General features: G+C 66.8%; 14 protein-coding genes and 1 pseudogene. 6 read left to right on the top strand and 9 right to left on the bottom strand.

Annotated elements, in window-relative coordinates:
- Positions 1 to 29: 29 nt before the first annotated feature.
- Positions 30 to 818, bottom strand: coding sequence for an isoprenyl transferase (locus MICSW_RS10350; RefSeq protein WP_228177043.1), 789 nt, complete (start codon positions 816 to 818; stop codon positions 30 to 32).
- A 168-nt stretch (positions 819 to 986) separates the two neighbouring features.
- Between MICSW_RS10350 and trhA the strand changes: the two genes are divergently transcribed.
- A complete protein-coding gene (gene trhA / locus MICSW_RS10355; protein ID WP_228177181.1) occupies positions 987 to 1676 on the top strand; it encodes a PAQR family membrane homeostasis protein TrhA in 690 nt (229 codons plus the stop codon).
- 24 nt (positions 1677 to 1700) lie between these two features.
- Here the strand turns inward: trhA and MICSW_RS10360 are convergent, their stop codons facing one another.
- A complete protein-coding gene (locus MICSW_RS10360) occupies positions 1701 to 1997 on the bottom strand; it encodes a hypothetical protein (protein ID WP_363496726.1) in 297 nt (98 codons plus the stop codon).
- Between the two features lie 65 nt (positions 1998 to 2062).
- On the opposite strand from MICSW_RS10360, the gene MICSW_RS10365 reads away from it, so the two are divergent.
- On the top strand, positions 2063 to 2482 hold the full coding sequence (locus MICSW_RS10365; protein WP_228177041.1) for a DUF4307 domain-containing protein: 420 nt from the start codon (positions 2063 to 2065) through the stop codon (positions 2480 to 2482).
- Positions 2483 to 2561: 79 nt separating this feature from the next.
- Positions 2562 to 3053, top strand: coding sequence for a transcription elongation factor GreA (gene greA / locus MICSW_RS10370; protein ID WP_464495643.1), 492 nt, complete (start codon positions 2562 to 2564; stop codon positions 3051 to 3053).
- Positions 3054 to 3060: 7 nt separating this feature from the next.
- Here the strand turns inward: greA and ilvA are convergent, their stop codons facing one another.
- Together ilvA and MICSW_RS10380 are read right to left on the bottom strand one after the other, a co-directional pair.
- Positions 3061 to 4287 (bottom strand): threonine ammonia-lyase, encoded by a 1227-nt coding sequence (gene ilvA / locus MICSW_RS10375; protein ID WP_464495645.1) that lies wholly within the window; start codon positions 4285 to 4287, stop codon positions 3061 to 3063.
- Positions 4284 to 5476: pseudogene (locus tag MICSW_RS10380) on the bottom strand (AI-2E family transporter). Before MICSW_RS10380 ends, ilvA begins: the two are co-directional and overlap by 4 nt.
- Before the next feature lie 60 nt (positions 5477 to 5536).
- Between MICSW_RS10380 and MICSW_RS10385 the strand changes: the two are divergent.
- On the top strand, positions 5537 to 6448 hold the full coding sequence (locus tag MICSW_RS10385) for an Rv0361 family membrane protein (RefSeq protein ID WP_347424711.1): 912 nt from the start codon (positions 5537 to 5539) through the stop codon (positions 6446 to 6448).
- Positions 6449 to 6475: 27 nt separating this feature from the next.
- Here the strand turns inward: MICSW_RS10385 and MICSW_RS10390 are convergent, their stop codons facing one another.
- The 4 genes from MICSW_RS10390 to MICSW_RS10405 all read right to left on the bottom strand — a co-directional run bounded on the left by MICSW_RS10390 (position 6476) and on the right by MICSW_RS10405 (position 10563).
- On the bottom strand, positions 6476 to 7369 hold the full coding sequence (locus MICSW_RS10390; protein WP_228177036.1) for a M48 family metalloprotease: 894 nt from the start codon (positions 7367 to 7369) through the stop codon (positions 6476 to 6478).
- 18 nt (positions 7370 to 7387) lie between these two features.
- Positions 7388 to 7957 (bottom strand): LemA family protein, encoded by a 570-nt coding sequence (locus MICSW_RS10395; protein ID WP_228177035.1) that lies wholly within the window; start codon positions 7955 to 7957, stop codon positions 7388 to 7390.
- Between the two features lie 66 nt (positions 7958 to 8023).
- Positions 8024 to 9337, bottom strand: a complete 1314-nt coding sequence (locus MICSW_RS10400) for a D-arabinono-1,4-lactone oxidase (RefSeq protein ID WP_464495651.1) — start codon at positions 9335 to 9337, stop codon at positions 8024 to 8026.
- On the bottom strand, positions 9334 to 10563 hold the full coding sequence (locus MICSW_RS10405; RefSeq protein WP_464495654.1) for an alanine racemase: 1230 nt from the start codon (positions 10561 to 10563) through the stop codon (positions 9334 to 9336). The genes MICSW_RS10400 and MICSW_RS10405 overlap by 4 nt, the downstream gene beginning before the upstream one ends.
- Before the next feature lie 98 nt (positions 10564 to 10661).
- Between MICSW_RS10405 and MICSW_RS10410 the strand changes: the two genes are divergently transcribed.
- Complete coding sequence (locus MICSW_RS10410) at positions 10662 to 11183, top strand: hypothetical protein (RefSeq protein WP_464495657.1); 522 nt, start codon at positions 10662 to 10664, stop codon at positions 11181 to 11183.
- Between the two features lie 107 nt (positions 11184 to 11290).
- Here the strand turns inward: MICSW_RS10410 and MICSW_RS10415 are convergent, their stop codons facing one another.
- Entirely contained in the window at positions 11291 to 12643 is a 1353-nt protein-coding gene (locus tag MICSW_RS10415; RefSeq protein ID WP_464495658.1) for an HNH endonuclease signature motif containing protein, read from the bottom strand.
- A 67-nt stretch (positions 12644 to 12710) separates the two neighbouring features.
- Here MICSW_RS10415 and MICSW_RS10420 point away from each other — a divergent pair, with 67 nt between their 5' ends.
- Complete coding sequence (locus MICSW_RS10420) at positions 12711 to 13166, top strand: GNAT family N-acetyltransferase (RefSeq protein WP_464495661.1); 456 nt, start codon at positions 12711 to 12713, stop codon at positions 13164 to 13166.
- The last annotated feature ends 5 nt before the right edge of the window (positions 13167 to 13171 follow it).

A 13171-nucleotide genomic window follows, 5' to 3' on the forward strand; every position in this document is an offset into this window, starting at 1 on the left:
ACGAAGGCGTGGGCTGGCGCAGCGGTCCCTCAGCCGCCGAAGCGGCGCTCCCGACTCGCATAATTACGCAGCGCACGAAGGAAGTCCACTTCCCGAAGGTCGGGTCCGAGCGCCTCCATGAAGTAGAACTCGCTGTGTGCGCTCTGCCAGAGCAGGAAGTCGCTGAGCCGTTGCTCTCCGGAGGTTCGGATGACGAGGTCGGGGTCTGCCTGCCCCCCGGTGTACAGGTGTTCACCGATCTGCTCGGGCGTGAGGCTTGCGGCAAGCTCCTCGAGGGACCCGCCGTCCCGATCGTGGGCGGCGATGATGCTGCGGACGGCATCCACGATCTCGGAACGCCCCCCGTAACCGACAGCCAGATTCACGTGAAGGCCGGGGTTGCCAGCTGTCCGATCTTCCGCGGCGCGGAGCACCCTGGTGAGCTCAGGGGGTAGGAGCTCGGCTCGACCCACGTGCTTGACCCGCCAGTCGCGAACCCGCGAGATCTCCTCGGCAAGCTCGGCGATGATCTGAAGCAGGTCGTTCAACTCGGCGGCATCGCGCTTTCGGACATTGTCGGTCGAGAGCAGGTAGAGCGAGACGACCTTGACTCCGAGGTCGTCGCACCACTCCAGGAACTCCCGCATCTTCGCGGCTCCCGCTCGATGACCGTGTGCGGCGGTCTCGTAGCCGAGCTGACGCGCCCAACGCCGATTTCCGTCGATCATCATCGCGATGTGATGCGGCATGTTCTCGGGGGTCAGCTCGCGGCGAAGCCGAGCGGTGTAGAGCCGATACAGCGGGCCCTTGCCGCGCGCTGTCCCGAGTCCCGATGCCACACGGCCACGTTACTCCTGCCCCCGGCCCGGGTACGGCGAGCTGCCACGCGCCGACGCGTGCCCCCGCGGGAATACTCCGGCTCGTAGGCTCGGAGGGTGAGCTCTGGCGTGAACCATCCCACTGATCGCCCGACCCCCGAGTGGGACGAGTCGGTCGATGGTGCCGAGATGCCGCGGCTGCCGCTGATCGAAGAGGCCGAGTCGGTCACTCCTGAGGAATTGAAGCCCTCGTGGCGTGGCTGGATCCACGCAGCCACCTTCCCCATCGCGATAGCTGCCGGCATCGTCCTGATCGCCCTGTCCCAGGGAGCGGCCGCGAAATGGTCGGCCGCAGTGTTCATGCTGACGTCGCTGTTGCTGTTCGGGAACTCGGCGCTGTACCACCGGTTCCGGTGGAAGCCGAAGACCCGCGCGGTCCTCAAGCGCATCGATCACGCGAACATTCTGCTTCTGATCGCCGGCACCTATACCCCGATCGCAGTGCTCGCGCTACCGACGAGCCAGTCGATCATTCTGCTTTCGCTGGTCTGGGGTGGGGCGATTCTCGGCATCCTGTTCCGCGTGTTCTGGATCGACGCCCCACGCTGGCTGTACGTGGCGCTCTATCTCGTGCTCGGATGGGCTGCGGTCATGTACATCGTGCCGCTCTTCCAGGCCAACGTCGCGATGATGGTTCTGGTCGCGGTAGGCGGCATCCTTTACACCCTCGGTGCCGTCGTGTACGCGCTCAAGCGTCCTAACCCGTGGCCGAACCACTTCGGGTTCCACGAGATCTTCCACGTGTGCACGGTGCTGGCGTTCCTCTGCCACTGGACGGCGTGCCTGCTCATCGGCCTCAGCCCCGCCTATCACGGCTAGGACTGCCGCAGCGGACCCGCGCAGCTAGGACCGCTCGGATCCGTCGACACTGGGAGATGCGTCGCCGTCGGTCTCGTCGGCTTCGGGCGATCGCTCCGCGTCAGCTTCTGCCTTCTCCTCGGCATCCAGTTCTTCGCGGATGTCGGCACGCACCCGGCCACGACGGATGCGGCGCATCATGTCGGTGATGAGCAGGATGACCACGACCGCCAGCAGTGCGATGACCAGAAAGCCCCACGGCCCCGGAGTGACGAGGTCGGGATTGACCGTCTCCGACGGGCTTGGAACCGGGGTCGAGGTCCCCAAAAGAATGCGCATCATGTCTCGTTTCGACTGGCCAGCGTCTAGCCTGGAGTTCCAGCCTAACGACTCACGAGACACCCCCGATGACTACCGCACCCCCCGCCGCTGACGACGCGATCCGCGCGAGACTCGACGATCGCTACGGACGACGACGCGGGGGCCCCTCGCGCTGGGTGATCGTCCTCGGTCTCGCGATCGTGGTTGCAGTCATCGGCTGGTTCGGCTGGATGACGGTGGCAACCTCGCTCGAGAGCGTGGATGCCGACACCACCGGATTCGCTGTGGTCGATGACGGCACCGTAAGCCTGAGCTTCCAGATCACCGCGCCGCTTGAACGCGAAGTCGCGTGCATCCTCGAGGCGCAGGACGAAGAGCACGGAATCGTCGGCTGGCGGGTGCTCGTGATCCCGCCCTCGAGCGAGCACACCCGCGCGTTCGTCGAGACGATCCCGACGACGGCGGCAGCGACGACGGGTTTGATCAACTCGTGCTGGGTGACGTAATCTAGCCAGACCGTAATCAACGACGCCCTGGCGATGCCGGGGCGTCTTGCCATATCGGCGCCGACGAAAGGAGACGCTCGTGTCCAGCGATGCCCCGGTGACCTTCCTGACCCAGGAGGCCTTCGACCGCCTCAACGCGGAGCTCGAGCACCTGTCAACCGTCGGCCGTGAAGAGATCGCCAAGCGCATCGAAGCTGCGCGTGAAGAAGGCGACCTCAAGGAGAACGGCGGCTACCACGCCGCCAAGGACGAGCAGGGCAAGCAGGAGGCTCGCATCCGCACGCTCCAGGCTCTGCTCAAGAATGCCTCCGTGGGGGTCGCACCCGAGAGCACGGGCGTCGTGGAGTCCGGCACCGTTGTCACCGCTGTCATCGCCGGTGGAGAAGAGGTTTTCCTCCTCGGTAACCGCGAGATCGGTGCCGGGTCAGAACTCGATGTCTACAGCGAGGCCTCACCGCTCGGCTCCGCCATCCTGGGCCTGAAGGAAGGCGACAAGACCTCCTACACTGCGCCCAACGGACGCGAGATCACCGTGGAAATCGTCAAGGTCGAGACCTACGACGGCCAGTAGGTTGGGGTCACTCGGAGGCGACGTGCACGACGAATCCGGCGTTCTCGAGCGTCGCGATCACGTGAGCCTTGTGCTCTTCGCCTCGGGTCTCGACACTGAGCTGCAGAATCACCTCACTGATCTGTAGACCTTGCCCATGGCGGGTGTGCAGGACTTCGATGACGTTGGCGCCGGCGAGCGCCAGCAGCTCTGAGACTCGAGCCAGCTGCCCGGGGCGGTCAGGCAGTGGGATGCGCATTGTCATATAGCGACCGGATGCCGACAGTCCGTGAGCGACGACACGCTGCAGCAGCAGGGGATCGATGTTGCCGCCCGACAGCACGCATGCCGTCGGTCCCTGGGGTGCGACCTTACCCGCGAGGATGGCGGCGACACCGACAGCACCCGCGGGCTCCACGACCTGCTTCGCGCGTTCGAGCAACACGAGGAGGGCCCGCGCGATGTCGTCCTCCGACACCGTGACAACCTCGTCCACCAACTGGCTGATGATCTCGAAGGGCAGATCTCCCGGCCGCGCGACAGCGATGCCGTCGGCGATCGTCGCTCGGGTGGCAACCTCCATCGGGCGACCCGCCGCAAGCGAGACCGGATAGGCCGCAGAGTTCTCGGCCTGGACACCAATGACGCGCACGGTGCGGCCGACTGCGGCAGCGCGGGCCTTCACCGCAGCGGCAACACCCGACATCAGTCCCCCGCCGCCGATCCCGATGATGACGGTGTCGAGATCGGGCATGTCATCCATCAGCTCGAGACCGAGGGTGCCCTGGCCGGTGATGATGTCGGGGTGATCAAAGGGGTGGATCAGCACCGCGCCCGTACGTTCAGCGAACTCGGCGGCGAGGCGAAGTGGTGTCTCGACGGTCGCTCCCTCGAGGACGACGTCAGCCCCGTAACCGCGGGTCGCCAGGAGCTTCGGGACCGGCACACCGAGGGGCATGAAGATCGTCGCGGAGATGCCGAGCTCGTGAGCCGCCAGCGCGACGCCCTGTGCGTGATTGCCCGCAGAAGCGGCGACGACTCCACGCGCACGCTCCGACTCCGTGAGGCGGGAGAGCCGGTTGGCCGCGCCGCGAATCTTGAACGAGCCGGTCCGCTGCAGGTTCTCGAGTTTGAGAGCGACGGGAACACCGAGCAGGTCGGTCAGATGCAGGGACTCGTCCATCGGGGTGCGGCGGATGACTCCCGACAGAGTCGCTGCAGCATCCTCGATGTCGGCGAGGGTGGGGATACTCACTTGCCGATTCTCCTCGGACGCGGAACTGTCGACCAAATCAAGTCTGGGGCCTCGGGTTTCGCGCCCGTCTCCCACGCCCTATCACCGAGGTAGACCGCCACCACGTTGACGAACGCCGCAAGCGGCACGGCGAAGAGGGCTCCGGGGATGCCGGCGATGAGCGCCCCACCGGCGACCACGAGCACCACCGCGAGGGGGTGCACCTTGACCGCTGATCCCATGAGGAGCGGCTGGAGGACGTGGCCCTCGAGCTGCTGGACGCCGAGCACGACCACCAGCATCCACAGCGCGATCAATGGCCCGTTGTAGACGAGGGCCAGGAAGACGGCGAGCGCGCCGGTGACGACGGCACCGACGATGGGGATGAAGGAACCGAGGAAGACGAGCACCGCGATGGGAATCGCAAGCGGAACCCCGAGCAGGAAGGCCCCAAGGCCGATGCCGACAGCGTCGATCGTTGCCACGAGCAACTGCGTGCGAGCGTAGTTTGCGACAGTGACCCAGCCTGCGCGGCCGGCCCCGTCGACGGCGGGTCGCGCTGCCCGGGGAACAGACGCGTCGTCCAGCGCCAGATACCCGCCCCGTCGGCGAGCAGCGTGAGCAGGATGAAGACCGTGAGCAGCGCGCCGGTTGCGACATGCCCGACGGTGGTGCCGATCGCCAGCGCACCCGACCACAGCAGTTCGGCCTGCTGTTGGATGAAGGTCCATGCTTGCGCGAGCAGGTCGTCGATCTGGTCGGCAGTGAGGTGAAGGGGACCGTCGATCAGATATCGACGGAACTGCTGGATCGCCTCGATGGTGCGGGACTGGACCGACGACCACTGCTGTGTGATCTGCCAGATGGCAAGCCACAGCAAGCCGGTGACGATCGCTGCAGTGCCGAGGACCGCGATGGCGATCGCGAGCCACCTCGGGAAACGCAGGCGAAGCATCCCGGTAAACGCCGGCCATACCAGTGCCGTGAGCAGAATCGCGATCAGCAGCGGGATGACCAGCAGCTTGAGCTGGATCACGAGCCAGATTCCGACCCCGACCGCTGCCGCGATCACCAGCAACCGCCACGCGTACGCGGCGGCCAGATGCAGCCCGGGCGGAATGCCGCGCGTCGCCTGAACCGACACGATCCGTCGCCTGTCCCGGATCGCGTCGAAGAACGACCCCGTGGGCTTGTCGTCGGACGTGCTCATCCGTTCAGTCTAGAACTGGCACATGCCGCCAGCCGGATGCGCTGGCGCTAGCGTGGTGGTGTGAAACGTGGCGCCCTTATCGCTGTTGTCGCAGCGGGAGCGGCGCTTCTCGTGCTCGCCGGGGTGGTGCTGTGGCTGGTGTTGCGCCCCTCCGGACCGCAGTCAGCAGCGGAGGACTACCTCGCTGCGCTCAGCCGCGGCGATGCCGCATCGGCGCTCGGGCTCGTGGTCACGGACGGGCTCGATGTGTCCTCCGCCGAGGACGCGTTCGCCGGCGTTTCGGGGACGATCTCGGAAGCCAGGGTGACCGCCATGAACGAGGACGGTGACACGGCGACCGCTGAGATCGCGTACACGCTGGATGCGGCATCCGCCTCGGGTGAGATCACGCTCGTCCGCACCGACGCGGGATGGAAGGTGACCCAGAGCGGGCTCGGCACCCTCACGATCGCTTCGGCGCGCGGCGATGCTGCAGCGATCGGCACCGCGATCGTCGAGGTGGGCGCTCCGTTCCTTCTCCTTCCCGGGCTCTACGACGTGCTTCCCGCGCCGGTCGGCATCCTGACGGGGACTGCGACGGCGGGGGTTACCCCTGGCGGAGCTGCAACAGCCGACCTGCAGCCCGAACTGTCAGACACCGCGCTGGAGACCGCATCTGCGCAGGTGCAGGCCTACATCGACGCGTGCACGGCACCGACGGATGCTGTGCCGGAGGGTTGCGGCATCCGCGTCCCCTGGGCCGCAGATCTCGCGACACTGACCTCACTGGCGTTCCGCGTCGAAACGGCGCCGACCCTCGCCTTCGCCGAGGATCTGTCGAGCTTTGCCGCTACCGGCGGGGTCCTCGTTGCGACGGCAACCGGCACGGCTCGCGACGGCTCAGCGGGGACGTTCACCTACCGCACCGACGATTGGTCGCTGCGCGGCGGCATGGACTTCACCGGTAACCAGTTGGTGCTGTCGGTCGACTGAACACCTCCAGCTGGCGAACCGGAAAGGTCAGAACTGGCCGCCCATCGTGTGCAGCCGTTCGATGCGCGCGGGAATCGGGGGGTGCGTGGCGAACAGGCGCGACATGCCCTTGGCGCTGAGCGGATTCGCGAACCACAGGTGGGCCATCGACGTGTTCTCGCGGCGGAGGGGTTGCGCGTGTGTCTCGAGCTTCGCGAGCGCGGAGGCGAGGCCGTCGGGGTCACGGGTCGTGAGCGCGCCGGTGGCGTCGGCAAGGTACTCACGCTGACGCGAGATCGCCGCCTGCACGGCGCCTGCCAACAGCGGTGCGACGATCGCTGCCACGATCCCGAAGATGAGGAAAAGTAGCTGCGCCTGGCCGTTATTGCCTCCCGAACGGCGCAGACCACCGAAGAACGCCATCCGCATCAGGATGTCTGCCAGCAGCCCCACCGCCACGACGAGGCCGAACACGATGAGCGAGACCCGGATGTCGTAGTTGCGAATGTGGCCGAGCTCATGTGACAGAACGCCCTCGAGCTCGCGGTCGGTCATGATCTCGAACAGGCCCGTCGTCACGGTGATCGCCGCTTCCTCGGGCTTGCGGCCGGTGGCGAAGGCATTCGGCGCGGCATCCTCGACGACATACAGTCGCGGCATCGGGGTGCCGGTCGTGATGCACAGATTCTCGACGAGCCGGTAATAGCGCGGTGCCTCCTCACGGGACACCTGGATGGCCCCGGCCATCGCGAGGGCCTCGCGGTCTGCCGCGAAGTACTGCACGGTGGCGTAGCCGACGGCGAAGATCAGCACGAAAGCGGTGACCCACCAGTTGTTGCCCATGAGCCATCCGGCCAGCAGCCCGATTGCCCCCAGGCCCAGGACGAACAAGACGAGGATGAACCAGGTATTGCGCTTATTCCGCGCGATGGCGCTGTACATGCGACCTCAGGAGGTCGATCAGAACTGGATGCGCGGCGGTTCGGAGATCGCTGCCCCGTCCACGACCTCGAAGAACTCGCGCTCGCTGAAGCCGAGATTCTTGGCGAAAAGGTTGTTCGGGAAGACCTTGATCTTCGTGTTCAACTCGCGAACGCCACCGTTGTAGAAGCGGCGGGATGCCTGGATCTTGTCTTCGGTGTCGACCAGAGCCTGCTGCAACTGCAGGAAGTTCGTGCTGGCCTGCAGCTGCGGGTAGGCCTCGGCGACGGCGAACAGCGACTTCAGCGCTTGCTGCACGTGCCCCTCGGCGACTCCCGCCTCCGCCGGGCCGGATGCCGACAGCGTCTCGGCGCGCGCCTGGGTGACGTTCTCGAAAACCGCGCGTTCGTGGGCCGCATAGCCCTTGACGGTTTCGATCAGCCCCGGGATCAGGTCTGCTCGTCGTTTGAGCTGGACGGTGATGTCGCTCCATGCCTCGTCGACGCGCACATTGAGCTGCACGAGCGAGTTGTATGTCGCCCAGAAATAGATACCGACAATGACGATGAGCGCCACGACGATCAGAACCGGGATCAGCCACTCCCACATGGCCCCCATCCTAGGGGACTCGCCTGCTCACTGACTGTGAGTGCGTCGGGTACCGCCGCAGCTGGATCAGGCCCCGAGAACCCGCTCCAGGTAGGTGTTCTGGAATGCCCGGCGCGGGTCGAGCCTGTCGCGCAGCGAGAGGAAGTCGTCGAACCGGGGGTAGCGCTCACGCAGCTGATCGGCATCCAACGTGTGCATCTTTCCCCAGTGGGGTCTTCCGCCGTGCGCGAGCATGATCTGCTCGACGGCGGTGAAGTACTCAGTCGGATCTTCGCGCCAGTACCTGTGGACGGCGATGTAGCCCGAGCCGCGATCATGCGCTGTCGAGAGCCACCGATCGTCGCCGGCGGCGAATCGGACCTCCACCGGGAAGGAGATCCGCCATCCACGAGCGCGGATGAGCGCACGCATTTCGTCGAACGCGGGGCGCACAGCGGCGGCCGGGAGCGCGTACTCCATCTCGCGGAAACGCACGGTGCGGCTCTGGGTGAAGACGCGGTTGGACCGGTCGATGTAGTCGCGGTTGCCGGTGAGCTTGACCGCGAGCCGAGAGAACGGGGGCACGACAGCCGGAACGCGGGCACCGACACCGCACACCGCTCGGTAGACACCGTTCGCGAGGAGTGTCTCGTCGACCCACTTCCCCACCGGCGGCAAGGGCTTGCGGACGGCGGATTCGGGCAGACGAGTATTGGATTTGGTCAGCGCGACATCCGTGTGCGGGAACCAGTAGTACTCGAAATGGTCGGTGCTCGCGACCCGGTCATCGAGGGAGTCAAGAACGTCGAGGAGCGGCTCCGGGCGCTCAGTAGCTTCGAGCACGAAAGCTGGAACGCACTGGACCGTGACATCGACCAGGATGCCGAGGGCGCCGAGTCCGAGGGCGACGGCGGGAAGGAGGTCGGCGTTCTCGGTGTCGCTCACGCGCAGGATGTCGCCGGTCCCCGTGACGAGTGTGGCACCGACGATCTGGGTGGAGATCCCGCCGAAGGCAGCACCGGTCCCGTGCGTCCCGGTCGAGATGGCTCCCGCGATCGTCTGCCGGTCGATGTCTCCGAGGTTCTGCATCGCCAGGCCGTAGCGCGCGAGGATCCCCGGGATCTGGTGCAGCCTCGTTCCGGCGCGCAGCGTCACGCGGCGCCGTTCGTGATCGATCGACACGAGCCCGGAGAGGTCGGTGAGGTCGAGCAGCACGTCGGGTGCGACGGCGATACCGGTGAAGCTGTGCCCGGCACCCACCGCCTTGATGCGCCGGCCTCGGGCTAGGGCTGCCTGCACCGACCGCTGCACGGCATCCGCGGATGCCGGAAACTCGACGCTCTGCGGCCGCACCCGCGCCGAGCGTCCCCAGTTCTGCCACATGCCGCCGGGTCGTGTCACAGGAACGCCTTCCCTTCGCCGCGATACGTCGGAGCCTCGCCGACAACCCTGTCATCATCCACGAGAAGATAGCGCTCGACTCGTTCGGCGAGCTCCCCACTCTTGGCATGCCGGAACCACACCCGGTCTCCGACGCGCAGGCTTCGAGCAGCTTCACCCTGCAGCGGGGTCTGCACCTCGCCTGCTCCTTCACGGGGCAGTGTGCGAAGGCCTTGGGGCCATACCGGCTTCGGTTGGCGCGACGCGACGGGCGGGCCTGACGCGATCCATCCGCCGCCGAGCACCGTCGCGATGTCGGGAGTGGGCTTGCGGACCACTTCGAGCGAGAAAGCCGCAGCGGGTTGGGGCGTGAAGATGCGGTATCCGTCGAACAGGTGACCGGCGAACAGCCCGCTTCCCGCTGTCACCTCCGTGACCGCCTGATCGGATGCGGTGAACTCGAGCGAGCCCGTTCCGCCACCATTGACGAACTCGAGGGGCGCGATGGAGCGCAAGGCCGCCACGATCGCTTCGCGCCGGGCCAGAAGCTCTGCGGAGGAGCGCTGCTGCATCCATCGGATGAGGCCGTCACCGGAGCCGGTGGCATCTCCCTGGCCCGCGATCTGCGCCTCGTACATCATGAGTCCGACGAGTCGGAAGCCATCGCGTCTGGTGATGGCTCTCGCGAGGCTCGCCACCTCCCCCGGCTCGTGCACGGGTGAGCGGCGCACGCCGATGTGGCCGAGCGCGGGGGCGCGCCAGGATGCGTCAGCGTCGATCGCGACGCGGATGGTGGGCCGCGCGCGGGGCGGTACGACGGCGTCAACAACGTCGAGCTGGGCAAGGTCATCGACCATGAGGGTGACGCGTGCGCAGGCCTGCTCGTTCTCGGCGAGGGCGGCGATCGCTGCGCGGTCAACGGTCGGATATCCGAGAACGACGTCGTCATGAGTTTCGGCGAGCCAGAGTGCTTCGGGCAGCGTGAAGGCCAGGATGCCGGCGTAGCCCGGGAGCGCGAGGGTCGCGTCGATCGCTTCTCGCACCCGGACGGATTTGCTCGCGACCCGGATGGGGACGCCCGCAGCGCGCACCGCCATGTCGAGTGCGTTGTGCCGGAGCGCCCCGAGGTGCAGGGTCGCCACGGGGCCGGAAACGTCGGCTATGGCATCCGTTTGCCTGCGCCAATAGGCGGCGGCGTCGTGAGCCGGCTGTTTCGCATCCGCGATGGCCTGAGCAAGCGACACCATGACGGCACTCTACCCGGGCAGGCGGAGCGCTTCCGGTCACGACAGGCTCGCGCGCATCCACTCTGGTAGAGCGCAGGTGAGCGGGTTAGGGTGCCGCCATGACAAGACGGGAGAGCCCGACGTTTCGCGTCAGTGTCGCTGCAATCGTTGGGACGATCGCGGTGTTTCTCTATGCGGCATTGGCGGCGGTGCAGATCCTGGTGCTGAACCCTCTCGCGCTCGCGCCGGGGAAGCCTCTCAGTCAGATTCATACCGATCTCGCCCAGGCAGGTGAGGCCATCGGCACACCATTAGTCCTGGCGATCCTGGGTCTCGGGCCGGCGCTGGCCGTGCTGCTCATGCTTCTGCTCTCGCGGCAGCCGACCATCGGTGCCCGCGCTATCGGGATCGGTTATGCCTCACTTCTTGCGTTCGGCGCGCCTGCATACTTCATCGCGTCATTCGGCCCCGGTATGGCGTTGGCAGATACCTACCTCACCTCTGGCGCCGATCATTCGGGCTGGAGCTTTGTGCTGTACGGCGTGAGTGCGGGTGCGATCGTTGTCGCCGCTGTTCTGGCCCTCGTGCCTCAGCGCGGCGCCGGGCGACAACCGCTGAAACAACCGACGCTCGCGGAGTGACCGACGCATCTAGCGGCCACGCCCCGATCGGCCCAGCTGCAGCGATGCGGTGACGGCGGTGCCTGGATTTCGTTCGCGCCGATCCTGATCGTCGGCTCCCGGCGCGATCAGGCTGCGTTGGGGTAGAAGGTGGGGAGGTGTCGCTCAGGCTTCACGACGTATCGGCGCCCGTGTGGGGATACCCATTCCAGGGACCCGTCACCCAGGTGGGTGATCTGCCACCCGCCGTGATGCTTCACGGTGTGGTGGCCCTGGCAGAACGGTGCCGTGTTGGTCACCGATGTTTCCCCGCCGTCTGCCCACGCGACCGAATGGTCGATCTGACACTGCGACGCTGGTTTCGAGCATCCCGGTCCCATGCACCGGTCAGCCCGCCACTTCACGAGCTTCGCGAGCTCCGGTGGTGGCCGGTACTTCGTGCGCCCGACACTGATGACGGCCCCGGTTTCGGGGTGGGTCAGTACCCGCATCCACCCCGACGCGGCACCGGCGAGCTCCCGGGCCCGTTCGATCGGGATCGGACCGACGCCTTCCACCTCCGCCGGATCGGTCACCCCGTCGACGCCGAGGAGCGCGAGGGCGGGGACGGTGACGACAACGGTTGCTTGGATGCCCCGAGCCTGCTTTGGGTGCTGGGGAACGGTCCCGTCAATGAGGAGGTCGCAGAACACGTCAGCGCGGATCTCATCCAGACTCCGCTCCGACCCATCCCCCGGTTCCCCGCCCCGGGTCGAACCGCGGTCATGGTCACGGATCACCACAGCCTTCTGGGTGACCCGCCCGTAGATCGCGTGGGCTTCCACCGACGGGACCAACGCGTGAACCCACGACATCGAATCCCCCGCCGGCTCCACCAGGATCCGACGACCCCGCACCGCCACCTCATGCCGCTCTGTCAACGTCGGGGCGGTTTCCCGGTCAATCAGGCGGCGCAACGCGCGCCGGAACGACCCCACCGGCAGAGACTCCGCCAACCCCAACGCCCGACCCACCAGGCCCGCCGCGATATCGGGGTCGAGTACATCGAGGTCATCGACGAGGATCTCCGCGTGCCGGACCGTCACGTTTGCGTGGGAGAGGGACTCCAACACGGCCGGGTAGGAGTGCACGAGTGATTCGGCGCGGGCAAGCATCATCCCCGCCGCGTTCTCCGTGATCCGCAACGCGGACGCGAGCTCGAGCCGCAGGGAGCGCATCACCAACTCCCGGGACCCACCCCCATACCGGGACACATCATCCAACGCTTCCAGGCGGAGGTCATCGACCCGCGCGAACCGTTGCGCAGCGAACACCGCCTCCAAATCAGCAGCCTCCAACACCAGGGCGACAGCGTCCGGACGCGGCGGAACCCACCCCGCCACCTCGGCATCCCACTCCCGCACATCACCCTCATACAGGAACACGTCAGCATCCGGACCCTCGGGCCGCTGCCCCGACTCGCCCATGCCAACCTCATCCATACCCCGACACTACGAGGGGGTACGACATTGACACGCCCGCGCGGCCCATCGGTGATTGACTTGGCACGTGAGACTCGAGCCATGTCAGGTGGGCGATATCCACGACCTCGAGGAGTTTCTCGGCCGCGTGGATCTCACCGCGAGCGGGCTGGACTCGCCGACCGCGCGGCTGTGGATCGAGCGCGACCCCACCGGCGCCATCGTCGCAAGCGCCGGGTACGAACTGAGCGCCGACGGTGTTCACGTACTCATCCGGAGCGTCGCGGTCACTCCGCGCCTCCGGTCTGGTGGCCGAGGCGCGGAAGCGGCGCGGTTCGCCCTCCACCAAGCCTCGCAGGAGGGGGTGCGGCGCGCGTGGCTCTTCAGCCGCCGCTCGGGACCGTTCTGGCAAAGCCTGGGATTCCTGCCCGCAGACCGCGACGATCTCGCGGTCGCGCTGGCGGGAACGGAGCAGGTGCGGCTATTTCAGCGCACGGGCCAGTTCGAGCGCGAGATCGCATGGTCATGCCAATTGAGCGAGTGAAGCAT

This window comes from Microbacterium sp. SW12 (genome assembly GCF_055391095.1).

What these genes read in the sequence shown, in the direction of transcription:
- trhA (WP_228177181.1), top strand. Translation starts at nt 987, where the DNA reads ATGCCGCGGCTGCCGCTGATCGAAGAGGCCGAGTCGGTCACTCCTGAG.
- MICSW_RS10360 (WP_363496726.1), bottom strand. Translation starts at nt 1,997, where the DNA reads ATGATGCGCATTCTTTTGGGGACCTCGACCCCGGTTCCAAGCCCGTCG.
- MICSW_RS10365 (WP_228177041.1), top strand. Translation starts at nt 2,063, where the DNA reads ATGACTACCGCACCCCCCGCCGCTGACGACGCGATCCGCGCGAGACTC.
- MICSW_RS10390 (WP_228177036.1), bottom strand. Translation starts at nt 7,369, where the DNA reads ATGTACAGCGCCATCGCGCGGAATAAGCGCAATACCTGGTTCATCCTC.
- MICSW_RS10395 (WP_228177035.1), bottom strand. Translation starts at nt 7,957, where the DNA reads ATGTGGGAGTGGCTGATCCCGGTTCTGATCGTCGTGGCGCTCATCGTC.
- MICSW_RS10405 (WP_464495654.1), bottom strand. Translation starts at nt 10,563, where the DNA reads ATGGTGTCGCTTGCTCAGGCCATCGCGGATGCGAAACAGCCGGCTCAC.
- MICSW_RS10410 (WP_464495657.1), top strand. Translation starts at nt 10,662, where the DNA reads ATGACAAGACGGGAGAGCCCGACGTTTCGCGTCAGTGTCGCTGCAATC.
- MICSW_RS10415 (WP_464495658.1), bottom strand. Translation starts at nt 12,643, where the DNA reads ATGGATGAGGTTGGCATGGGCGAGTCGGGGCAGCGGCCCGAGGGTCCG.